19 protein-coding genes are annotated in these 24,073 nt (G+C 54.3%); 7 read left to right on the top strand and 12 right to left on the bottom strand.

From position 1 onward, the window contains the following. Nucleotides 1-28: 28 nt before the first annotated feature. From priA to trxB, 9 genes are all read right to left on the bottom strand, one after another. Nucleotides 29-2,293 carry a replication restart helicase PriA gene (priA, locus tag SH580_RS15365; protein ID WP_319831721.1) on the bottom strand — a complete coding sequence of 755 codons (2,265 nt, stop codon included), beginning with the start codon at nucleotides 2,291-2,293 and terminating at the stop codon, nucleotides 29-31. Continuing rightward, nucleotides 2,280-4,019, bottom strand: coding sequence for an ABC transporter ATP-binding protein (locus SH580_RS15360; protein ID WP_319831720.1), 1,740 nt, complete (start codon nucleotides 4,017-4,019; stop codon nucleotides 2,280-2,282). The genes priA and SH580_RS15360 overlap by 14 nt, the downstream gene beginning before the upstream one ends. Nucleotides 4,020-4,050: 31 nt before the next feature. Continuing rightward, a complete protein-coding gene (locus SH580_RS15355; RefSeq protein ID WP_319831719.1) occupies nucleotides 4,051-4,416 on the bottom strand; it encodes a tetratricopeptide repeat protein in 366 nt (121 codons plus the stop codon). 96 nt (nucleotides 4,417-4,512) lie between these two features. Next, nucleotides 4,513-5,004 (bottom strand): type II secretion system protein, encoded by a 492-nt coding sequence (locus tag SH580_RS15350; RefSeq protein WP_319831718.1) that lies wholly within the window; start codon nucleotides 5,002-5,004, stop codon nucleotides 4,513-4,515. A 95-nt stretch (nucleotides 5,005-5,099) separates the two neighbouring features. Further along, nucleotides 5,100-6,215, bottom strand: coding sequence for a DEAD/DEAH box helicase (locus SH580_RS15345; RefSeq protein ID WP_319831717.1), 1,116 nt, complete (start codon nucleotides 6,213-6,215; stop codon nucleotides 5,100-5,102). Between the two features lie 20 nt (nucleotides 6,216-6,235). Continuing rightward, complete coding sequence (mgtE, locus tag SH580_RS15340) at nucleotides 6,236-7,111, bottom strand: magnesium transporter (RefSeq protein WP_319835014.1); 876 nt, start codon at nucleotides 7,109-7,111, stop codon at nucleotides 6,236-6,238. Then, the gene (locus SH580_RS15335; protein WP_319831716.1) at nucleotides 7,042-7,581 is read right to left on the bottom strand and encodes a magnesium transporter MgtE N-terminal domain-containing protein; all 540 of its coding nucleotides are present in this window, start codon (nucleotides 7,579-7,581) and stop codon (nucleotides 7,042-7,044) included. Before SH580_RS15335 ends, mgtE begins: the two co-directional genes overlap by 70 nt. A gap of 22 nt (nucleotides 7,582-7,603) precedes the next feature. Further along, nucleotides 7,604-8,242: a pyridoxamine 5'-phosphate oxidase gene (pdxH, locus tag SH580_RS15330; RefSeq protein ID WP_319831715.1), complete on the bottom strand. Its 639-nt coding sequence runs from the start codon at nucleotides 8,240-8,242 to the stop codon at nucleotides 7,604-7,606. A gap of 1 nt (nucleotide 8,243) precedes the next feature. Then, nucleotides 8,244-9,173 carry a thioredoxin-disulfide reductase gene (gene trxB / locus SH580_RS15325; protein ID WP_319831714.1) on the bottom strand — a complete coding sequence of 310 codons (930 nt, stop codon included), beginning with the start codon at nucleotides 9,171-9,173 and terminating at the stop codon, nucleotides 8,244-8,246. Nucleotides 9,174-9,297: 124 nt separating this feature from the next. Between trxB and SH580_RS15320 the strand changes: the two genes are divergently transcribed. Together SH580_RS15320 and SH580_RS15315 are read left to right on the top strand one after the other, a co-directional pair. Continuing rightward, nucleotides 9,298-10,113 carry a hypothetical protein gene (locus tag SH580_RS15320; RefSeq protein WP_319831713.1) on the top strand — a complete coding sequence of 272 codons (816 nt, stop codon included), beginning with the start codon at nucleotides 9,298-9,300 and terminating at the stop codon, nucleotides 10,111-10,113. Between the two features lie 41 nt (nucleotides 10,114-10,154). Continuing rightward, entirely contained in the window at nucleotides 10,155-10,508 is a 354-nt protein-coding gene (locus tag SH580_RS15315; protein WP_319831712.1) for a cupin domain-containing protein, read from the top strand. Nucleotides 10,509-10,534: 26 nt separating this feature from the next. Here the strand turns inward: SH580_RS15315 and SH580_RS15310 are convergent, their stop codons facing one another. Together SH580_RS15310 and SH580_RS15305 are read right to left on the bottom strand one after the other, a co-directional pair. Beyond that, complete coding sequence (locus SH580_RS15310) at nucleotides 10,535-11,362, bottom strand: histidinol-phosphatase (RefSeq protein ID WP_319831711.1); 828 nt, start codon at nucleotides 11,360-11,362, stop codon at nucleotides 10,535-10,537. Between the two features lie 87 nt (nucleotides 11,363-11,449). Continuing rightward, entirely contained in the window at nucleotides 11,450-13,102 is a 1,653-nt protein-coding gene (locus SH580_RS15305; RefSeq protein WP_319831710.1) for a Na+/H+ antiporter NhaC family protein, read from the bottom strand. A 116-nt stretch (nucleotides 13,103-13,218) separates the two neighbouring features. Here SH580_RS15305 and SH580_RS15300 point away from each other — a divergent pair, with 116 nt between their 5' ends. From SH580_RS15300 to SH580_RS15285, 4 genes are all read left to right on the top strand, one after another. Continuing rightward, complete coding sequence (locus SH580_RS15300) at nucleotides 13,219-14,280, top strand: lipid A deacylase LpxR family protein (protein WP_319831709.1); 1,062 nt, start codon at nucleotides 13,219-13,221, stop codon at nucleotides 14,278-14,280. Between the two features lie 29 nt (nucleotides 14,281-14,309). Continuing rightward, nucleotides 14,310-17,033, top strand: a complete 2,724-nt coding sequence (locus tag SH580_RS15295; RefSeq protein ID WP_319831708.1) for a DEAD/DEAH box helicase — start codon at nucleotides 14,310-14,312, stop codon at nucleotides 17,031-17,033. Between the two features lie 150 nt (nucleotides 17,034-17,183). Continuing rightward, a complete protein-coding gene (locus tag SH580_RS15290) occupies nucleotides 17,184-17,996 on the top strand; it encodes a helix-turn-helix transcriptional regulator (protein WP_319831707.1) in 813 nt (270 codons plus the stop codon). A gap of 73 nt (nucleotides 17,997-18,069) precedes the next feature. Next, nucleotides 18,070-18,888: a hypothetical protein gene (locus tag SH580_RS15285; protein WP_319831706.1), complete on the top strand. Its 819-nt coding sequence runs from the start codon at nucleotides 18,070-18,072 to the stop codon at nucleotides 18,886-18,888. 89 nt (nucleotides 18,889-18,977) lie between these two features. Here SH580_RS15285 and SH580_RS15280 read toward each other — a convergent pair whose 3' ends face one another. Then, a complete protein-coding gene (locus tag SH580_RS15280) occupies nucleotides 18,978-19,877 on the bottom strand; it encodes a hypothetical protein (RefSeq protein ID WP_319831705.1) in 900 nt (299 codons plus the stop codon). A 179-nt stretch (nucleotides 19,878-20,056) separates the two neighbouring features. Between SH580_RS15280 and SH580_RS15275 the strand changes: the two genes are divergently transcribed. After that, the gene (locus SH580_RS15275) at nucleotides 20,057-23,935 is read left to right on the top strand and encodes a methionine synthase (protein ID WP_319831704.1); all 3,879 of its coding nucleotides are present in this window, start codon (nucleotides 20,057-20,059) and stop codon (nucleotides 23,933-23,935) included. The last annotated feature ends 138 nt before the right edge of the window (nucleotides 23,936-24,073 follow it).

Below are 24,073 nucleotides of genomic sequence, written 5' to 3'. Positions count from 1 at the left end.
TTTTTTAAGATAAAAAAATTGAGCCAGCTCAACTCATGTTCATCGGATCAACATCTATTAAATCGATCACCTCTTTGTCCATTTTGAATTGCTGACGCAAGGCAACAAGCTTGCCAATCACACGACTCGCGCTCGGGGCGAAATACCATAATTGAAAGCGATACTCATCACGTATCTTTTCGATCGGCGCAGGGGCCGGACCGCGGACCTCCAACTGCCCTTCCATTTCTTGATCCAAGACTTTCAGCCATTGCTCAATGTAGAAGTTGACCTTATCGGGATTGCGCCCGCGGAAGAGGTGGCGAATCAGATGCCGAAAAGGCGGGTAGTTAAACTCGCGACGTTGCTCCAACTCTTCGAGCTGAAAACCGTCGAAGTCCGATTTACGGGCAAACTGAATAGGCGGCGCATGGGGGGTGCTGGTCTGAATCACCACCTCGCCCGCACGGTCACCCCGACCGGAACGCCCCGATACTTGCACGATTAATTGAAAAGTGCGCTCGGCAGCGCGGAAGTCTTCCACATGCAAGGACTTATCGGCATCCACCAGACCGACGAGTGTAACATTGGGAAAGTCGAGTCCCTTGGCAATCATCTGAGTGCCCACCAATAGGTCGATTTTACCAATACGGAAGTCATTCAGAATCTTACGATAGAGATTCTTCTTCGACATGGAATCGGCATCCATTCGCACGATCTTGGCTCGTGGCAGAATTTTTTGCACGATGTCTTCGATCTTCTGAGTACCGAGCCCCTTTTTGCGAATGTTAATCGACTGACACTCCGGGCACTTAAGAGGCGCTTCGCGCTGTTCCCCACACAGGTGACAACGCAATTTACCATCCGTGCGGTGAAAAGTCATAGGGATGCTGCAATGCTTACAGGAGGCAACATAGCCGCAATCAGGGCACAGGATACTCGTGGAAAAACCACGACGATTGAGAAAAAGGATGCTCTGCTCTTTCTTTTCAAAGCGGTCGACGAGTTTATTGGCCAAGGTACGGGAAATGGGTGAAGCGCCCTTTCCTTGCAAGGCTTCGCGCCGCATATCGACGAGGTGAATTTTAGGCAACTGACGATGATCGACCCGCTTCAAGATGCGGTCGACGGCATATTTGCCGCGTTCGACATTATAGAGCGACTCCAGCGAAGGCGTCGCGGAGCCCAACACGCAGACGGACTTATTCAAATGTGCACGAAAGACAGCTACATCGCGGCCATTATAGCGCGGCGACTCTTCTTGCTTATACGAGGGCTCATGCTCTTCATCCACGATCATGAGCTTTAAGTTCTGCACAGGGGCGAACACTGCGGAGCGTGCCCCGACGACCACGTGAGCCTCGCCACTGGCCAGCGCCTTCCAAGCATCGTAGCGCTCGCCCTCTGAGAGGTGGCTGTGCCATACCACGGTATGCACACCGCGGGCTTCGAGGCGTGCGCGCACACGACCGACTGTTTGTGGCGCCAATGCTACTTCAGGCACGAGAAATATAACACCCCCTCCTTCGGCTACGATCTTTTCGATCGCATTTAAATAGACCTCGGTTTTGCCCGAGCCCGTCACCCCATGCAACAGACGCACACTGAATACGTCAGCCGTGATGGCATCGTGAATCGCTCGCACCGCGGCATCTTGCTCCTCCGTCAAAACAGGTCGCGTCTCGACAACCACGGATTCCTGATCGCCCAGTTCATCTTCATAGGCAACCCGCTCCTCCTCGGTGTCGGTCTCGTGCAGATAGCCCTTCGCCACCAGACTGTCACAAGCCGAGGCGCTGATTTTCATAGCTTTAAGTATATCCGCGCGCGGCAGCGGCTTCACTTGCTGACGAATAAATTTAAGAATCGCCGCCTGCTTGGGCGCCCGTTTTTCCAGCGTCTCGAGCTCCTCGACGGTCGGCGCTTTTCCTTTGGAAATATAGCGGCGCGTCTTCGGCTTCATACCCTTACGAATCGCAGCGGGAATCATGGTTTCCAAAATCGCCTCCGGCGTGGCTGCATAATATTTCTGTGCCCAACGATAGAGTTCCATCAAGTCGGGCGTCAACACGGGGTATGGCTGCACCACCTCGAAGAGCATCTTAAGCTTGCCCGGGGGCACGACTTGATCCGTGCCAAAGCGTAGAACGACGCCGAGTTCACTGCGTCGACGCAGCGGAATGCGCACCAGTGAGCCTAGCTGTAGCGTCGCTTGACAAGTCGGCGGCACCGCATAGGCGAGCGCCTTATCAAAACCCGACAGGGCAATCACTTCGACGACGGCGGTGTCGTGGTTCAACTTATTTTTGGGCATCGAGTAAGTCTTTAAAGGCTCCCTCTTGCTCGGCAAGCTCATCCCAACTTCCTTCGCTAATACATTCGCCCGCTCGCAGCACAATGATACGGTCGGCACTGCGAATCGTGCTCAAGCGGTGGGCGATGGTGATCGTGGTACGCCCCTTGGCGAGGTAGTCGATGGCAGCTTGCACAGATTTTTCACTCTCGTAATCGAGCGCGCTGGTCGCCTCATCCAGAATCAAGATCTTGGGATTGCGCAACAGGGCACGCGCAATAGCGATACGTTGCCGTTGACCGCCCGAAAGGCTGACACCGCGCTCGCCGACTTTAGTTTGAAAGCCTTCAGGCAATTCTTCGATAAACTCAAGTGCGCTGGCATGTTGTGCCGCCTCACGCACCTCCTCTTCGGTCGCCAGAGGCCGACCGAAGCGTATGTTATCCAGAATCGTGCCGGACAGTAGCAAATTATCCTGCATCACAATCGCACACTCCTGCCGGAACTCACGAATGGCCAACTCCGACTGTGGCACGCCATCGACTAAAATCTCACCATCTATCGGCGCGTAGAATCCCAGCATCAAACTGACCATAGTGCTCTTCCCCGAACCACTGGGCCCGACAAATGCGACATGCTCGCCTGGTCGAATGACCGTCGAAAAGTTACGGATGGTGCGATGTTCCTTCTCTTTATCGTAAGCAAAACTGACATTACGAAATTCAACTTCGCCCCGCATCGCTTCCAACACGCGCTTGCCCTGCCACTGTTCGACATAGGCGGAGTCCATTAACTCTTTGATACTCTTATAACTTTCTGCACCCAGCAAATACTGCATACTGAACTGAGTGATCATATTAACCGGTGCCAAGCAGACCGGAAGCGCACCCACCAAGGCCACCATCGCCCCGAGCGACATCTTATCTTGAATCACCAGCCCACCACAGAGTGCCACCGCAAAAAGTGACAAGCTCGTGACGACAGTGAATAAAATATAACCCAGCGACTGATTCAGCTGCATTTGGGAAATTCGCTTTTCGCTATAGGCATCGCTGACCGCACCCATTTGCTTTTTAGCCTCTTGCTCTTGGCCATAGCCACGCACCAACTTAATGGCAGAAATAAACTCATTGGCCTGCCCTGTCATCCGCTCACGGGCGACGCGGACCTCGTGATTGTTCGCTTCGATTTGCTTGAAGTAATAGATTCTGACAAAAGTAAAAATCGGAATACTAACCATCACGATCAGTAGCAGCCAGACATTGATAAAAGTCAGTGCCAATATGAGCAGCAGCGAGCGCAACAACTCCGGAATGATACCAGTTACAATCTGAATGACGGTAGCCTCGATATTATTCGTATCGAAAGCGTATTTCGAGAGCAGGCGCCCGGTCTGGACAGAGTCCAAAAAGCCGAAGTGCATGAAATTGAGCTTATGGAAGATACGGCTTCTAAGCTTGCGAAAGATCTCCTGCGACTGGGTGGATAAATTCTTAACCGCGATTCGCATCGAAACAAAATGCACAACCAGCAGGCCCAAGGATAGAGCGGTGTAATAAACAACCCCCCAAAGATCGTTCTCAGGAATCGCAACGTCCACAATGCGCTGCGACAACACAGGAAAAGGAGTAATCGCCAGCACGCTGATAATACGCCAGACCATATAAGTGCGGAGCGAGCGCTCTTGACTCCAAATAAAGCCACTTAACGTTTTTTTATGAAGACCGATCGATTGGTGCGGGTGCATGATCCCGACTATGAGATAATATCACCGATGATTAGCCAATCCCCAAATCACTCAATAAGCACCTAAATCCAGCATACTCGTGGAGTGCACCGAGGTCGGGATCATGCTGCATCCAATGAAAATCTTTGTAGCCCAGAGAAATCGCGGTACGTAAGACCTCGAGCGCTTCCGAATTCCGGCCTTTCAGGCTCAGACTACAGGCCAAATTATAGTGTGCGGTGGGATCTTCAGGGTCTAAACGAACCAACTTTCGGTCCATCTTCAAACCTGCGTCGATACGCCCCACCTGAGTATAAATATGCGCAAGGATCGATGCGACCTGTATATCTTTAGGCATACGCCGGTGCAGGCTCTCGAAAAAGCTCAGTTCGAAATCTAGATTACTGCGTCGTGCCATCACTTGAGTCAAAGCCCCTCAGAGCTAGGAGCAAGGCCGATTTACTCATGCAATCAAATGTGAATATCCAATAAAATTTCGCGGAGCCCGACACAACTACTGCTGTAAAACATACAGGTAGCGCTCACCCGATTGACGAAAAACGCCCGTGGCCAGATTACCATCGTCCAAAATCTCATCCAATCTTTCGAACACTTCGACATCGAGTCCACCGTTACCACCGGATAGACCCACCGACGCGACCACTCCAGAGCTATTCAACTTCCAATCCCAAATGCCGGCGTTCGGAGGGACTCGATACCAGGAAGTACCCTCCAAATAAGGCTCCGCCTCAACAGGTAATCCATTCCCATCTCCATCCGCCGGCCATTTCCCCAGCTCGAGCGCACAAATTTCAAATGCACCCGCAAACGAGCGAAAATCATTCGCCAACTGACTGGCATAACTATTGATGCGAGCCTGTTGAAAAGCAGGGATCGCCATTACAGCTAACAAACCAATAATTCCGGCAACAACCGCAATCTCGACCAGCGAAAAACCGGAACGAGACGAAGAACGCGTGATAAAAACGTCCTGCCTGAACATCATATCAGAAACAAGATCACGCCATAACACTACGTTAGATCAACTAGATAGCAAACCTTTTCAATCGCTAACGACAAACTGTCAGCTGACACAAAGTGCTACTCGACCAAACTAAAGTTCAGCCCAAGAGATTGCTCCAGCTTAGTGATTTGGCCGCGCTCACTGGGCTCGATCAGAGTTAAAGAAACGCCGGTCTTTCCGGCACGCGCGGTGCGTCCGCTGCGATGCGTGTAGTATTGAATCGCATCGGGCAGCTGATGTTGGATCACGAACGACAGACCTTCGACATCGATGCCGCGGGCTGCCACATCGGTCGCAATCAGGAATTGGACGCGCTCCTTCTTAAAGGCGCGCATCACCTTATCACGATCACGCTGGCTGAGGTCTCCTTGAATCACACCAACCGAGAGGCCGGCCTTTTCCAACTCTTCCCCCATACGAATCGCCCCCGCACGGGTACGGCAAAAAATGAGTCCACGCGCACTGCCCTGCGCTTTCAGGTAATTGATAATAAAGGCATCCTTCTCCTCACGTGCACAGATCGCAAACTGATGATCAATATTACGATTAACGATTTGCTTGGGCTCCACTTGCACGCGATGCGCATTGCCCGACATGTGGTCTGCGATCAGTCCCTGCACCCGCTTCTGGAAAGTTGCCGAAAAGAGCCACGTCGCTTGCCGATTTGGAGTCGCCTTAAAAATGGCGGACAGCTCTTGCTGAAAGCCCATGCTCAGCATTTCGTCTGCCTCATCAAGCACGAGATAGCGCACACCATCCAGTTGCAGCCCGGCCTTGAGCAGATCCATTAAGCGGCCAGGAGTGGCGACTAAAATGGGAGTCGGACGACTTAAGCGCTGGATTTGCTCCTCGATTTTATCACCGCCTGCGGCCACCTCGACGAAAATCTTGGGATCACAAAACTTGGTAAAACGAAAAAGCTCTTTGCCGATCTGCTTGGCCAGTTCGCGCGTGGGCGCTATGATCAAGCCTTGGATCTTATCCACCGCCGGGTCCACCTTCATCAAAAGTGGTACACCAAAGGCCGCAGTTTTCCCTGTGCCAGTCTGCGCCTGTGCGATGAGATCGCTCCCTTCATTAATCAAAAAGGGTATTGCTGCGCTTTGCACAGGTGTGGGCGTTTGAATACCGAGCCCATCGAGGCCTTGGATGAGATCAGCGCGCACGCCCAGTGATTTGAAATTTTCTGCCATAGCGTAAATCTGTAAAGTAATTATGTTAAAATCGCTACTGCGATCGAAAAGTAAATGCTGAGGCCAATCGCATCCATCACCGAAGTAATCAGCGGGCTACTGGCCACTGCAGGGTCGAGTTTGAATTTACTCAGAGTAAATGGAAGTAACACTCCAAGCAGGTTGGCCACCACCACAATGCTCAACATACTCAATCCCACCACCATAGCGACATCAATCCCACTGCGATAAATCCCGAGTAACCAAGTAAGCCCGCCCATCGCAGCGCCAAGCATCAGCCCCACAAAAATCTCTTTGCCCAGAGCCTGCCACCACCCGTCGAGTTTCAAGTCGCCCGTCGAGAGCGCACGCACCATCAGAGTGGCGGATTGGGCCCCAGTATTTCCTCCACTGGCAATCAACAGAGGCATAAACAACACTAAGGCGACATAAGCCTGTAGATACTCTTGATAGCTCGAAATAACTGCCGCAGACAGCAGATTGACAAAGATCAAAATCACAAGCCAACCTATGCGCTTCTTAAACAAGACCGCCGGTGCAGCCGCGGTATAGTTCATCTCCAGAGGAGTCACCGCCGCCCCCTTATGGAAGTCTTCCGTCGCCTCTTCTTCGGCCACGTCCATAATGTCGTCAACCGTCACAATACCGACCAGCACCCCCTCGGAGTCCACTACCGGCAGCGCATTCACATCATAGCGCTGAATCTGCTCCACCGCGACTTCGCGGTCGTCATAAGCCGATAAGCACACGAACTGATAATTCAGCATCTCCGATATAATCGTCGTAGGCGGCACCATGATCAGGCGGCGCATTCGCACAATGTCGATCAACAGTCCGTTGCTATCAGTGACATACAAAATATTAAAGATCTCACTATCCCGACCATATTTTCGAATATGAGCCAGCGCATGATCACAAGTCCACTCCGCGCGGATACGAATATGTCCGGCGTCATCAAACGCCCCACACTTTCTTCCGGATAGCCCAACAGCTGGCGCGACTCCTCCAAGTCTTCTGGACTGAGCAATTGCATCAAGCGGCGAGTCACCGTAGCAGGCAGCTCTTCTAACATCGCAGTGCGATCGTCGGGACTCAAATCGGCCAGCAACACCCGCGTATCCGCATCTGTCAGCGCCTCTAGAAATGCATCCTGATCTTCCGGCTCAAAATACGCAAAGACAGCGGCCGCTCGATCACGCGGGAGCGCACGATAGACCAAGATCTGATGTGGCTTATCCAGACGTAAAATATAGTCGGCAACCTCTGGAATCGCCCAGTTTTTCAACTCTTCAGAGATTGGCTTGATGTGCCCGCGCGCAATCAAGCTCTCCATCTTGACATCAATCTCTGTATTTTCGTCCACCATCGTGCGTTCGGTAATTTGACAACTACGGCGCCAAGCGCTTAGCCACCCACTGGCCAGCCTCGTCACGCTTATAGATAAAACGGTCATGCAGACGACTCACACGCCCCTGCCAGAACTCAAAGGACTCGGGCACGATACGATAGCCACCCCAATTATCAGGCAGTGGCACCTTACCCTCCGCAAACTTCCGTTTCATCTGATCCAACTTCTGCTCCAAAATACTGCGCGAAGTGATCACCTGACTCTGCGGCGAAGCCCATGCGCCCAATTGGCTCCCAAAGGGGCGGCTCAAAAAATACTTCAGGGACTCCGCCTTAGAAATACGCTCAACCCGCCCGATCACGTTGACCTGCCGCTGCAAAGGTAGCCACAAAAAGTTGGCCGCCGCCTGTGGATTGGCTTCCAGCTGCGCGGCCTTTCGACTCTGATAATTGGTGTAAAAGGTCAGCCCTTTCTCGGAAAAGTCCTTCAACAAGACCACCCGCGTGCTCGGCAGACCATTTGCATCCGCCGTGGCCAAGCACATCGCATTGGGCTCCTCCAAGTCACATTTTTCGGCTTCGCGAAACCACTTCTCAAACTGCTCAAAGGGCGAGTCCAGCAAATCGCGCTCGCTGAAACTTCCCTTCGTGTAACTCTGCCTGAGGTCGGAAAGGTCCATTCTACTCCTGTTCCGCTAACCAGCGTTCCGCCTCGATGGCAGCTTGACAGCCCATTCCAGCAGCCGTGATCGCTTGACGATACACATGGTCGACACAGTCGCCCGCGGCAAAGAAGCCTTCATACTTGGTCTTCACTTGGCTGCCTAGCTCAGGAACGATATATCCATCACCATCACGCTCTAGCAAGCCTTCCACAAAATCCGTATTGGGGATATGTCCGATCGCGATAAAAACCCCCTTACATGGAATTTCACGCTCCTCACCGGTCTGGGTATCTTTAACGCGAATCGCACGTGTAAAGCCTTTCTCATCCGCTAAAATCTCTGTCGGCGCTGAATTCCATGCCATTTCGATCTTATCATGCGAAGTCGCACGGTCCGACATAATCTGTGAGGCACGTAACTCGTCGCGACGGTGCACCAGTGTCACCTTAGAGCAAAAACGAGTCAAAAACAGCGCCTCTTCAGCCGCGGAATCGCCGCCGCCGACGACCACAACATCCATATCCCGGTAGAAAGCGCCATCGCAAGTCGCACATGTCGTCACTCCCTTGCCTCCAAACATCTCGGTCTCCCCGGGGATACCGAGCAGGCGCGGACGTGCGCCTGTCGCTACGATCACAGTCTTGGCTTCCAGCACCTTATCGCCCGCATAGAGCTTTTTGACACCATCGACGATTTCAATCTTATCCACTTTAGCGTGCTCATAGCGCGCACCGAAACGTGCCGCTTGTTTACGCAAGTTGTCCATCATGGTGTAGCCATCGATGCCCTCTGGAAAACCAGGAAAATTCTCAACCTCAGAGGTCGTGGTGAGCTGCCCGCCTGGCTGTGCGCCTTCTAGCACAAGAGGATTCAACTGTGCACGCCCAGTGTAAATGGCCGCAGTGAGTCCGGCGCAGCCGGTGCCTAAGATGATGACGTCTTCCATAGTATAAAGTGGTCTTAAATTTGTAAAAACGCAGAAGATGGAGCGCCTCAGCCGATTCTCAACCAAATTTTGAACTTCTGTGTGTGTTTGCCTTTAAAGACCGCCCCACTATATTCATGACATCATGAAATCTCCCCCATTGCTCGCCCTGCCGCTGCTGCTGTGCCTATCCCTATCCTTAACAGCCAGCCCCATTCAAACAGGGCACAGCACCGAACAAGTCATCGAGAAGTTGGGCAAGCCCATCGGGACGATCGAGTTGCGAGAAAAAGCCCTACTGCTCTATCCCCAAGGGGAAATTACTCTGAAACACGGTCTCGTCACCGAGGTCGAACTCATGAGCGAAGCAGAATTTGAGGCCGATCAAGAACGCCTGCGCCTCGAACGTGAAAAATGGGTGCTCGACCAAGAGCGCCGCCGAGCCGCACGCACCCAAGAAGGCGAAGCCATTCGCAGTGAAAAAATGACCAGCCGCGCCTTCACAGCCCTGCCCGCCAAGGATCGAGTGGACTATTGGCGCAGCTTTCAAATTCGCTACCCCTCAGTGGATGTCTCCGAACAAATCGCCACTGCCCTGGCCAGCTATCAAACCGAATTAGAAGAACTGCGTAGCCAACAAAAAATTGCGGAACTGGAAGCACGCGTCGCTCAAGCCGAAAAAGAAGCCGCAGCCGCACGCCTGGAGGCCGAAAAATTACGCAAAGAAACCGAAAACCAGCGGCGCAGCGCAAACTATGGGCTCCGCTATTACACCGACCCGGTGATTACCAATCCGCGCTATTACTACCGCCCCCCCAAAGTCACGATCTATACCTATGATAAAGAGAGCCCCCGGCAGCGCGACCGCGACAAACAACCCATGCGCAATGCCCCGTTCTCCCAACAAGGCGAGACCGTCGCCGAACGCGCTCAGCGCATATTGAATCCGACGAATGATTAGCAAAGACTTGATTCAGCAATCAGAACCATTAGATTCACCGCATGATTAAGAACGTACATGATGTAATCCCCGAAATCGCCGAAGGTGTACGCGGCGGCAACGGCAGCGTAAGCGCCCACAAGCTCATCGATCTCTTTCCAGGCAGCGCCATCAAGAGCGTCGGCGTCGTCCGTCTCGAACCCGGCGCAAGTGTCGGCGAGCACTCGCATCAAGACGAAGAGGACTTTTACTACTGTATCTCCGGCACTGGTATAGTCGTCGACAACGGCAGCGAGCATCCGTTCACTCCCGGCACCCTGCAAATCACACGCAGCGGCGAATCACAAGCGATCCGCAATACAGGAGAGACTGAACTCGTATTCCTTGGCGCACTCATCGACTGTCAGGAAATCTAGCAACGCGCCCCAGCCAGCTCGCAGCGTCACGACACAGAGCCAGTCTTCAACTTCCTCCCAGCAGGCATGTCGATTCGTTGCCGCTGGCGACCACGGAAATAGTGTAAATCCTTAAAGCCCTTCTCGCGTAGCATAGGCTGTATAATCTCGAAATATTGCCCTACAGATGTGGGCCGATGCGAGTCGGAGCCGATCGTGAGCTTCACACCCATCTCACCCGCCCAATCGAGAATCAATGGATCCGGATGCACTTCGTAGGCCCCCTTGGTCAGGCCACTGGTGTTCACCTCCATACAAATATCTTCGTCGACAACCGCCTGCAAAAACTCGCGAATCACCTCTTCGTGCTCCGCAGGATTGAAATGTCGGACCACGCCGTAAGTGCGTATCACATCCGGGTGCGACATACTATCGTAACGCCCCGACTGCACACCATCTTTAAGGTGGCGGAAGTAACTATCGATCTTCATCGCATCACTTTTCACCTTATTCTTAGCTAGCCATTCAATATAACTGCGGCATTGCGCATGCAACGACCCAAGCACGAAGTCAAAGTCATAAGCCGCCAGAATCTCATCCATCGGCTCCAGTTCAGCCTCATCTGGATACACTTCAGCCTCAATGCCGCAAAGCACTTCAACCCCAAACGACTTAGCTTGCTCCGCAGTGTCTTTGACTAGTTTCACATAATCGTCAAGTTGCTCACGGTGCATGCGAATACCTGCTTGCCCAAAAGCCTCCCAACGCATCGGGATGTGACAAGTGATCGTGATTATATCAATCCCGACCTCAGCCGCCATCGCAGCATATTCTATAGGTTCACCCACGGCATGGCCGCAGAGTGGAGTGTGCATATGTGAATCAACGCGCATGTATCATAGGGAGTTATCCGCCCTCGAGAGTAAGGGCAATCGAGAAGACAACTTAGTCACACATTTGTTTCAGCCTATACACGATCTTTTCCAAACACGAGGCAAACAGCCAAGCACCAGCGCGCCCGCCCCGCAGCAAACAAGCGCTGGCAGACCGAAGCCCAAAGGAATAAAGCCGCACACCAAAGCCACAGCTCCCGCAATCAAAGCAAAGGGTAATTGTGTCCACACATGATTCACCGGCTCTACCCCCGCAGCAATCGAAGCCACAATCGTGGTATCCGAAAAGGGACTACAGTGATCCCCAAAAACCGCCCCACTAAACACCGCTCCAATCGCAGCCACCACCAAGCGATCACGTTCCAAATCGAGCTCGCCTGCCGTTAAAGAATAAATCACAGGTATCGCCAACGGCATCAAGACGCCCATCGTCCCCCACGAAGTGCCAGTCGAGAATGAAATCGCAGCTCCCAGGACAAAAGTGCCAGCCGGCAAAAGAGCCAACGGCAGCCAGCCCTGCAGACATTCACATAGCCACGTAGCCGTGCCCAACTGACTAATCGCAGCTCCCAGCATCCATGCTGCCACCAATATCAATACAGGCACCGAAATCTCGCGCACGCCTTGTATAAAAATACAACTCGCCGACTCCGCAGACCGCCGACGAGGCGCGACACCATGTAACAACGACGGGTCTTGCTCAGCCCGCGCACGCAGTGCCATCGCATACGTCACCGCCGCAACGAATGATGCCAGCAGACTCGACGCCACTAATATCTGTGGCACATACCGCTCTGCACTTCCATAGGCCGCCGCAAACTTGCTCAGACTAAACGGCCACAAAGTCTCCGAACCAATCACATACGTCAGCACTGGAATCGAAAACGTCAGCCCGGCAATCGGAACAATCGCCAGCCCCCAATGACTCGCGTGCAGCTCCGACGAGCGATCCGCCCCCGACGTCATCGACTCCCGGGCCGTGCGCTCCACGGCCCCCATCGGCCCGGGATTAAATCCTCTCCAGACACACACCAGCGCCAAAATCAGCGCAAACCAGCAATAGTAATTCGTCGGTAAGGATCGAAAAAAATACCCATACGCGCTCACATCTTCCCGTCCGGCCAAGGCGAAGCCCTCGCGGATCATCGAAAGTTGAAATGCGATCCAGGTCGAAATAAACGCCAGACATGCCACCGCCGAACCGGTGGTATCGGCCAGATAGGCCAGCTTCTCACGCGAGACCCCGCAGCGATCCGCCGCAGACCTTAGGAGCCGCCCAATCAGCATCACATTGGCTAAGCCATCGAAAAACACCAGCAGCCCAAATCCAAAAACCGTCATTTGCATCCGTCGATGCGCAGCCCGCTCCGAGCCTAACAAGCGCCTGACTAAGCCCTGCAAACCGCCACCCGCCTCAACCAAGGCCACAAAGCCCCCCAGTATCAGCGTAAATAACATCGCACTCAATTTCCACGATGAGCCAAAAATCGGCCCAAACTGATTCAAGCACAGCTGCTCGATCGCCCCCAGCATGGAACCTTCGGAGAGTAAAATCGCGCCACACACCGCGCCCACCAGCAAGCCTACCAGTGCACTACGCGAGACCAATACGACTACCAGTGCAGCCAAACTCGGCCAAAGCACACACCAGGCCGCATCCAGACCGGCTAAGATAAAACTCCCCACCAGCGTAGTGACCGTAGCGGTAATAGTTATCCCCAAACGATTGAATATAAACCTAGGCATGCCGTCGCAGCCTGCAAGTATTCCCAGATTTGTCGAGAACGGCAATAACCACGCCTTGCCAGTTGTCGAAAGTTCCAAATGCTCAACCTCATATGAGACTCCATTACCCACTACTCATCGCCTCGTTCAGCATTGCCAGCAGCCTCCTAAGCGCGGAGCCCAATAGCCCCTGGCAACTCATCGGCCAGTGGGACAACGACCTACTCACCGGCACCGACGACGGCTACACCAATGGCGCGCGCATCGCCTTTGCCCGTCAGCTCGCCCCCGAATCGGAGGAGCACGACACTTTGCAAAAGACCCTTCGCCGACTCACTGGCTCTGAGCGCGGCAATACGCTCAACGACTTTCGCTTCCCCGACGAAGGCGAAGTCACCTTTCAATACGGGATCGGCCTCACACAGCTGATGTTTACCCCCGCAGATCCTAATACCACCACCGCCCCGCGAGGCGAACGTCCCTACGCCGGTTGGCTCGGACTCGAGTTTTCCCTGCAAGCTGCCGCAGGCGACTCCGCCAGCACCGCCACGCTCTCAATCGGCACCACAGGGAAAAACAGCTACGCCCAAGAAGCTCAGGACTGGGTCCACAGTAACATCTCGGACAGCCCAACCTTCCAAGGCTGGGACTCTCAAGCCCCGGGCGAGCTCACCATCAACCTACACTTAGACCACAAACAGCGACTCCGGTTTCTCGACCACACTCAAAACTGGCCCATCGAATTAGACGGCTTCTACGAATGGGGCGGCGCGCTCGGCAACTTTCGCACCAATGCCTATATTGGCACACTCCTACGAGCAGGTTACCAACTACCAAGCCGCTACGCCACCCCACGTGTGCAACTCGGCAGCTTCACTGAAACGATCTTCGATGGCGGACGCTCAGCGAAGGAGAACTTTTCCTTCTACGGCTTCGCGGGCGCCCGCGGCTACGCCGTCCTTCACGACATCACGCTCGACGGCCCCCTATTCCGTGATTGGGACCAGGCGGTCGACTCCGAGCCATGGGTCGGCGAACTCATCTTCGGTCTAGCCACCCGCTATAAACAATTAGAAATCAGCCTCTCACATATCGTCCGCAGCGACGAGTTCGAGCACCAGAGTAACCGCTCCATCTACGGCTCGGTGCTACTACGCATCGGCACAAAGTTCTAAATCGCTAAAGAAATAAGCTCAATTCAACCATGGCCACAAAACCAGCCAAACAACGCACCTTACACGATCATCTCTCCCGGCTCAATCTGAAGCGAGTCGAGAAACTCCTCGGCGCAGACGCGAAGTCGCTGCTGGCCAACTGTCGCCAATACCAAATCGAGATCCCCCAACAGGCCAAGCTCACAGCGAAACGCTTACAGGTACGCTTTTTCAAGGTGATTAACGGCAAACGCAATGCCGTCGTCACCATTAGCCTTTCAGAACATAAGCGCAAGCGGCTCAAAATCGACTGCACACCTTGCCCCCAATCCGACACGCTGATCGCTGCTGTCCTCCACTTGGTATTGGACAACAAACTGGAACTGGGTCTCTCCATACCTCCTGGTGAAGAACCGCCCTGGGAGCTGCTCGACGACGAAGCACTCACCCTCTACGCCATTACACAACGTGAAAAACGCGCCAAGGACGAGCGCATGAAGATCGAGTCACACGACCCAAGCACCCCGTGGGCCGACTACAGCATCCTCAACTATCAATCTGGCAAAAGCTACCACGCCGCCCTGCGTAGTTTTGAACCGAACAACGCCTACTGTTCCTGTCAGGACTTCAAAACCAATCTGCTCGGCACCTGTAAGCATCTGATCAAACTACAGGCCCACATTCAACGAAAGTTCAAAAAAGCCGACCTCGAAACCCCACACGTGCAAAAGGAGTTTGCCGTCGCACTCACCTATGGCAACGAGCTCACACCACGGCTACTGCGCCCAGCCAACTCTCAGCTCCCCCAAAGACTCCTCGCAAAGCTGCGCGCCTACGATGCACTCACAGACAAAGCCGCACCGGAAATGCTACGACGCCTACTCGACCTCGTTCGGGAGCTCGAAGCCGCCGAACAACCAGTGCGCATTTATCCCGATGCAGAACGCTGGATCGAAGAACAACTCATTCGTAGCCACCTAAAAACGAAAACAGCCAGTATCCGTGAAAACCCCGATGCGCACCCACTGCGTACTCGTCTGTTAAAAGCGGAACTGCTCCCCTATCAACTCGACGGCATCGCCTTTGCCGCAGGCGCTGGCCGTGCCATTCTCGCCGACGACATGGGGCTGGGCAAAACCATCCAAGGCATCGGCGTCGCCGCGCTGCTCAAAGAGGAAGCCAACATCGAGCGCGTACTCGTCATTTGCCCCGCTTCCCTCAAAGCGCAATGGCAGGCGGAAATCGCCAAATTCTCCGACCTAGGTTCCACCCAAGTTTTAGGCACTGCCGCGGAACGGGCAGCACAATATGCCAACAGCGGGTTCTTCACGATCTGTAACTACGAACAGGTCATGCGAGACATTCTCCATATCGAATCGCAAAACTGGGACCTGATCATCCTCGACGAAGGCCAACGCATTAAAAATTGGGAAGCAAAAACCAGCCGCGTGGTGAAAGGTCTGCGCTCCCCCTTCGCCTTAGTACTCTCCGGCACCCCGATGGAAAACCGTCTGGATGAGCTCTACTCTGTCGTCGAGTTTATCGACGACCGCCGCCTCGGCCCCGCGTATCGCTTCTTTAGTAAACACCGTGTCGTCAACACCGACGGCAAAGTAACTGGTTTCCGCAAACTCGACGAACTACGTGCCCACATAGAGCCTATCATTCTACGCCGCACGCGCGACTCCGTGCTCGGCCAGCTCCCACCGCGCTCGACACAGTTCATCCGTATCCCCCCGACCGACGAACAAGCAGAATTGCACGCCCACCACATGCAAACAGTCGCCAGCATCACACGCAAAAGCTACCTGACAGAGATGGACTTTATGCGACTGCAGAAAGCTCTGCTCATGTGCCGCATGACCGCCGATAGCACCACGCTCGTCGATAAGCAACGCCCCGGCTACTCTTCTAAATTAGAAAAACTCGGCGAACTGATACAACAACTCTGCGCCGAACCGGGCCGTAAAGTCGTGCTCTTTTCCGAGTGGACACAAATGCTCGACTTGATCGAAGAGCAACTTCAAAGCTGTAAGGCGGGCTTCGTGCGCTTGGACGGCAAAGTGCCACAGAAGAAGCGCCAACAATTGGTCAAAACCTTCCAGACAGACCCCGACTGCCGCTTCATCATTATGACCAATGCCGGCTCGACAGGCCTCAACCTGCAAGCGGCCGACACCGTGATCAACGTCGATTTACCCTGGAATCCCGCAGTTCTGGAGCAACGTATCGCCCGTGCACATCGTATGGGACAAAAACGGCCCGTCCAAGTCTACATACTCGTCACCGACGAAACCATCGAAGAGAACCTACTCGCCACACTTTCCGCCAAGAAGGAGCTCGCGACCGCCGCCGTCGACATGGACTCCGAACTCAACGAAGTCGCACTCGAATGCGGCATCGAAGAGCTCAAGCGGCGCTTAGAAATTTTGATCGGTGCCGAAGGCGACGCCCCAATCGATGAAAGCCAACGCGCAGAAGCAGCGGCACAGGATGCCGCCCGCAAAGAGCAACTGGCCCTCAGTGGCGGCCAATTATTCAGCGCCGTCTTCGCCTTCCTCAACGACGCACTCCCCGCCCCGCAGACCGACCCAAGCGAGCAACAAACAGCACTCCAACGTCAATTCACCGAAGGCCTGGAACAATGCACCGAGCGCGACGCCGAAGGACGCCCCAGCCTGCGCATCACACTTCCCGACGATGCCAGCTTACAAGCCCTCGCCGCCGGATTTGCAAAATTCGCCGCCCTGGCACAAGCGCCCGAAGTAAAATAGCAGCCGACAACCCCCATCCACATAATGCGGAACAAGAATGAAATTAGGTATAATCAGGCAGTGATCAGTTGATCTTTTCGGCTCAATTAGCCAAGATGATTTGCACATACACGATACCCCACGTGCCCCTATCATCTAAATGCAAAGACAATGTTCCTTTCTGAATTTAACGAAGCATGCCTCGAACTTTATAAACCAAACCTACACCTCGAAACATACGCTGCACGTAGTTTCCGATTTCTATCCAAGCTGCTTCCCGCAGAATTTATTGCATTCGGCAGCCTGCAACTCGACAGCCAAAACCTGTCAATCGAGCTCAGCGAATCCATCAGCAACTTCGCCGAGCTCATGCCGATTTTCTCCGAACTAATGGGGCAATACGCACTCTTCCGTTGGGACCCGACAGTCAACGCGGGCAAGCCCTTCACAACATCAGATTTCTTTAGCCCGCGTCAATTTAAGCAACTAGACATTTACGAGGATGTCTTCAAAGCACTAGGCGTAACGAACCATTGCGCCGTGTTGATCCCTGGCAATCACAACGAAATCAACTTCCTAGGCATCGAACGTAAAGGCTACGTCGACTACAGTTCTCGCGAGCGCGAATTACTCTCACTGGCACAAAGTCAACTCGCCAATGCGCGTTTGCTCGCGCATGAACACAGCAAGAAACTTCATCATAAGATCGACCCCAAAATCCTCAACCGAGCAGGCTTCACCCCAAGAGAAGCCGATGTTCTCGTATGGTTGACTGAAGGAAAATCAAATGAGGAAATCGCAATTTTACTCAGCATTAGCCTGCATACAGTCAAAGGCTATTTAAAAGTTATCTTCAAGAAAATCGGTGTCGAAAACCGTCTATCCGCTGCACTTTGGGCCATCCAAACATGCCGAACTCAGGCATTTAACATTCAGCCACACAATCGAGTCAACTTCGCCTACCCCCCTCCGTCGAGGGGATAGACGAAACCACGATCCATGGTATAAAAGTGATACTTTGTAATCCCTTCACAACATACTGACGATTAGAATACTCATGAACAGAATCCTACCCCTCGCTATTGCATCGACCCTGCTCGCCACAACGAGCAATGCATCCATCAACATATACGGCTTTGAAGCACTGACTGAAAGCGACCTCGACGGACAAGACAACTGGACAACCACACTCTACAACACTTCCAACGATGTGCAAGTCGTCGCGGGTGCCTCAGCCGATGGGTCCAAAGCCCTCCAGTTCACTCAATCCGGAGCTGGTGTCGGAGTCGATGGCTCACGCCTCAATGATAGTAATTACTCATTGCCAGACTTTGACGGGATCGATCATGCGACCATTGACTTCAGTTTCCACACACCCTACTGGGGAGGCGAATTCGGACTCGGCTTCGATTATAACAACGATGATATAATTGAAAACAATAGCAACGAACTTGCCTTCAACCTTTATAGCAAAGGCCAAAACGATACCTTAATCTTTAAAGATCACCTAGGCACAGAAACTAGCACTGCTCTCAGTGGGCTCAGCGTAACTGGCGCATGGATCAATTACCGATTAGACATCGATTTCACCGCAAATTCTGGAACAGGCAGTGTCTCGGTTTCCTTCCAAGACCCACTAGCCCCCGAGAGCGCCTACATGAGCATCGCCAATCTGCAAAACATCAACCTAAATCTAAGCAACGTAGCACTCAACGCCTCCAACCCTGCCAACTGGGAGGGCATGTTTTTTCATTTTGAAGGCAGCACCGGCGGACTTGATAATGTCAGCGCAGTGCCAGAGCTCAGTTCTTACGCACTGATCCTCGGCGGTCTCGTATGCATTCCTCCGATGCTAAAGCGCAGACGAAAAAATTAGCAACTGCCACACGGCCTCCCCAGGGGAAGCCGTCCCATCGGGGCAAGTTCAGAATACTTCAAAAAGCGCTTTCCAACAAAAAGCAACATTCAGGCTGGCGGCCAACCACTCGGCCTGCGACCAAACACGTTCATGTAAGCCTGCACGATAAGCGGCGGCTCTTCCTTGGCGGCCTGCTCTGCGAGCTCTTCATTTCGTGCGTCGAGCTTCGCCTGTTTTTGCTCACATTCTTCTTTCGCTTCTTTGTGCTCCAATTCACTGAGAAATGCTTCCACTGGGGAAAAATTGTCACCTGTCTCTAAAGGCGCCTCGGGAACCTCAAAACCGAAAAACCTGAGCTTAGGAAATTGATAGATCCAATCCATATCGAGTGCCTGCATCCGTCTAAAGATCAGCTCGTAGACGGGGACAAGATCCGCTCGTCCTTCAATGAAAGCCATGTCAGCGCTAAACCGCGCGGAACGTCCACGATCCCACATGTCCAACCAATCTTCCATCTCCGGCTCGAAATCAAGCTCTCCTAGATCAAACAGATTGAGCACGGCACTCGCGTCATCGTAATCCCCGAGATCAATACGACGCCCGTCATTAGCAATCACGGAGTGATCATCGGCCAGCACCTCCCATACAATGCGGCCGACCAGATCCCTGCATTCCCGATCTGGATCGATTGGCTGCGCCTCGCGACACTCCTCAGGGACCTCAATCTCACCTACCCCAGGGAAAGGCACCTCCGGCCACTCTGCTTCAAAATCTTCATCGACCTCACCCGTATGCTCACGATACTTCCGATCCTCTTCATAAAATGCCTTTGCTTCCTCACGCAGCTGCTCTGCGGTAGGATGAAAAGCGCGAACCAATTCACACTGCGCCCAACCTTCAGGAGCCAACTCGGACATCACATCGGCACCTGCAAACCCCATAGGCATTAAATTTTGCAGGAAAGCCAAAGCCTCAGTCTCGTCTAAACTTAAATCATCGTAACTCACGTCGCGAGAATGACTACTTGCTGGAAAGTTTCAAGATAGAGTCACACAGGCAGAAATATGACTTGAGCTAACAATTCCCCCTCCAGGTACACAGTGGACAGATTCCATAACCTAGAAAATTTAGTGAATTCCTCCCTTGCAAACAACACATCAACATATAAGGATATGTTGATATTTACATGATGAGCAATTCACACCAGACCAAGCCACTGACTACCAAAGGTCAGCTCCTCGCCGACCTTTTTGCGGAGCGCATCCTCTTTTTGGACGGCGCGATGGGCACCATGATCCAGCAACACAAGCTGGAGGAAAAGGACTTTCGCGACGCCTCCTTTGACGCGGTCAAGGGCGACCTCAAGGGCAACAACGACCTGCTCTCCATCACTCGCCCGGACATTATCTCCGACATCCATCGCGCGTTTCTCGAAGCGGGCGCGGACATCATCGAGACCAACACTTTCAGTGGCACCACCATCGCACAGGCCGACTACGGCCTTGAGCACCGCGTGCGCGACATCAACATCGAGTCCGCCCGCCTCGCCCGCAAGGTGGCCGATGAGGTCTCCGCAAAAGAGGGCCGCCCAACTTTCGTCGCGGGCGCGATCGGCCCCACCAATCGTCCTTGCTCGATGTCGCCCGACGTCAATAGCCCCGACTTTCGCGCCACGAGCTACGACGAACTTTACAAGGCTTACTACGAGCAAACCGAAGCGCTGGTCGAAGGCGGCGTCGACCTGCTCTTGCCGGAAACTGTTTTTGATACGCTCAACCTAAAGGCCTGCCTGCACGCCATCGCCGACTTCCAGGACACTCTGGAAGCGCAGATCCCGGTCATCGTTTCAATCACCATCACCGACCAATCGGGCCGCACGCTCTCGGGTCAAACAGTCGAGGCCTGCTGGAACTCAATCCGCCACGCCAAGCCAATGTGCGTGGGGCTCAACTGTGCCCTCGGTGCCGACCTGATGAAGCCCTTCCTAGAAGAGCTCTCACGGGTGGCCGACACCTACGTGCACGTTTACCCCAATGCGGGCCTACCCAATCCATTGGCCGCCACGGGTTACGACGAAACGCCCGATCACACCGGCAGCGCTGTCGGCGGCTTTGCCAAGGCGGGCCTGGTCAATCTGGTCGGTGGTTGCTGCGGCACCACGCCGGACCACATCCGCGCCGTGGTCAAAGAGGTTTCCCAATACGCACCACGTCCGATTCCAACTGTGGTGCCCGCACAACGCCTCAGTGGTCTGGAAGCGCTCAACATCATCATGGGCGAGACGCCCTTCATCAATGTGGGCGAACGCTCCAACGTCACGGGCTCCCCTCGTTTCAAGAAGCTAATCAAGGCCGACGATTTTAACGGCGCCCTGGCCATCGTGCTCTCGCAGGTGGAAAAAGGCGCACAAGTCATCGATATCAATTTCGACGAAGGCATGCTCGACGGCGAAGCCTGCATGACGCGCTTCCTCAACCTGGTCGCCTCGGAGCCGGACATCTGCAAGGTGCCCATCATGATCGATAGCTCCAAGTGGTCGGTCATCGAAGCGGGCCTCAAGTGCGTGCAAGGCAAGTGCATCGTCAACTCCATCAGCCTCAAGGGCGGCGAAGACGAGTTTCGTGCTCAAGCAAAACTCGTCATGCGCTACGGCGCGGCGGTCATTGTGATGGCCTTCGATGAAAAGGGCCAGGCCGCCACCAAGGACGACAAGGTCGCCATCGCCGAGCGCTCCTATAAGATCCTGACTGAAGAGGTGGGCATGGACCCGCAGGACATCATTTTTGACCTCAACATCCTCACTGTCGCCACCGGCATGGAGGAGCACAATAACTACGCGGTCGACTTCATCGAAGCAGTGCGCGAAGTTAAAAAACGCTGCCCCGGTGCCCGCACCAGCGGTGGCCTCTCTAATATCTCCTTCTCCTTCCGTGGTAATAATCCCGTGCGCGAAGCCATGCACGCGGCCTTCCTACACCACGCCATCGCCGCCGGCCTCGACATGGCCATCGTCAATCCCGGCATGCTGATGCCCTACGACGAGATCGACCCGAAGTTCAAAGTGCTGGTCGAAGATGTGCTGCTCAATCGCAACGACGAAGCCACCGAGAAACTGATCGACTTCGCCGAAGCCATCAAAGCCGGCACCATCACGCTCGGCGCAGGCACCCCGGAGGAGCGCATCAACGCCGCCATGCTGGAAGGCATGAACACGCTGCGCGCACTCTTCGAACGCGCCACTCAGGAAAAGAATCCGGAGATTCTGGAAGCCTTTTTGAAATCCGGCAGTGGCGCCATTCCCGCCGCAGCGGAAAAAAAAACGGCTGAGCTAAAGGACGACTGGCGCCAAGGCAGCGTCGAAGAGCGCCTCTCACACGCACTGGTCAAAGGCATCGTCGCCCACGTCGACGCCGACACCGAAGAAGCGCGCCTCAAATACGAAAAGCCGCTCGACGTCATCGAGGGCCCGCTGATGGACGGCATGAAAGTCGTCGGCAAACTCTTCGGCGATGGCGACATGTTCCTACCGCAAGTGGTCAAGAGCGCCCGTGTGATGAAGCGCGCCGTCGCCCACCTGCTCCCATTCATGGAAGCGGAAAAGGCCAACGCCACCGAAAGTTCCTCCGCCGGTAAATTCCTGATCGCCACCGTTAAGGGCGACGTGCACGACATCGGCAAAAATATCGTCGCGGTGGTGCTCGCCTGTAATAACTACGAAGTCAAAGACCTCGGCGTGATGGTCTCCTGCGACAAGATCCTAGAAGAAGCCGAAGCCTGGGGCGCCGATATCATCGGCCTCTCCGGTCTCATCACCCCCTCGTTGGACGAAATGATTTTCAACGCCAAAGAGATGAAAAAGCGCGGCTTCACTCAGCCGCTGCTGATCGGCGGCGCGACCACTAGCAAGGCCCACACCGCGATCAAGATCGCCCCGCACTACGACCAGCCCGTCGTCCGTGTCGGCGACGCCTCGCTGGTGACTGAGATCTGCAACAAGCTGCTCACCCCTAAGACACGCGACGCCTTTGCCGCCGAAGTCGCAGCTGAAAACGAGCTGCAACGCGAGCGCTTCGCAGCCAGCCAAAAGGCCACCGACCTCATTCCACTCGCCGAAGCGCGTAAACAAGCTTGCGCGCCCGAATGGAAACAAGCAGACCTCATCGCACCGCAAAAGCCCGGCCTCACCGTCGATGACCACATCGACCTGGAGCTACTGGCCGAACACTTCGACTACTCCCCCCTCTTCTGGACCTGGGAACTCAAGGGCGTCTTCCCCAAGATTCTCGAACACAATAAATACGGCGAGCAAGCCAAGGTCATTTACGAAGATGCGAAAAAGTTGCTGAAACAAATCATCCAAGAGAAACGCTTCCGCGCACGCAGTGTGGTCGGCCTCTTCCCCGCCAACTCGATCGGCGACGACGTCGAGCTCTACGATCCCACCAGCGGCGAACCACTCGTCACCTTCCACACCCTGCGTCAGCAGAAAAAGAAGAACACCGACAAGCCCTACTTCGCACTCAGTGACTTTGTCGCGCCCAAGGACAGCGGCCTCACCGACGCCTGCGGCGCCTTCGTTTGCTGTATTGAAGGAGTAGATACATTTGCTCAAGAATTCAAAGACGCCGGCGACGACTACAACTCCATCATGGTCAAATCCCTCGGCGACCGCTTCGCCGAAGCCCTGGCTGAATACACGCACAAGCGCGTGCGCAAAGAGCTCTGGGGCTACGCCGCCGATGAGACACTCGACAACGAAGCCCTGATCAAAGAACAGTATCGCGGCATCCGTCCCGCCGCCGGCTACCCCAGCCAGCCCGACCACACCGAGAAAGCCACCATTTGGGAACTCCTCGACGCCGAGAAAAACACCGGCGCCACCGTGACCAGCAGTTTCGCCATGGCCCCCGGCAGCGCCGTCAGCGGACTCTATTTAGCCCACCCCGAGGCCAAATACTTCCAAGTCGGCCCCATCGCCAAAGACCAAATGGAAGACTACGCCCAGCGCAAAGGCTTCGACCTAGAAGAAGCCGAACGCTGGCTCGCGCCGATTCGCGGCTATTAGGCGCGCTGCGCGCGCCAGTAGGAAGTGGAGAGTAAGAAGTGGGGAGTTCACAACGTAGGCGGGTTAGCTCCGCCGCCCGCCCGCAGCTGGTAAAGCCTTCGCAAATCGAAAGTAGTGACGGAGCCAGGCTGGCTCAGC

Origin of the sequence: Coraliomargarita algicola, assembly GCF_033878955.1 — a bacterium.
Lineage (GTDB): Bacteria > Verrucomicrobiota > Verrucomicrobiia > Opitutales > Coraliomargaritaceae > Thalassobacterium > Thalassobacterium algicola.
This window is presented reverse-complemented; position numbering and strand designations above follow the sequence as displayed.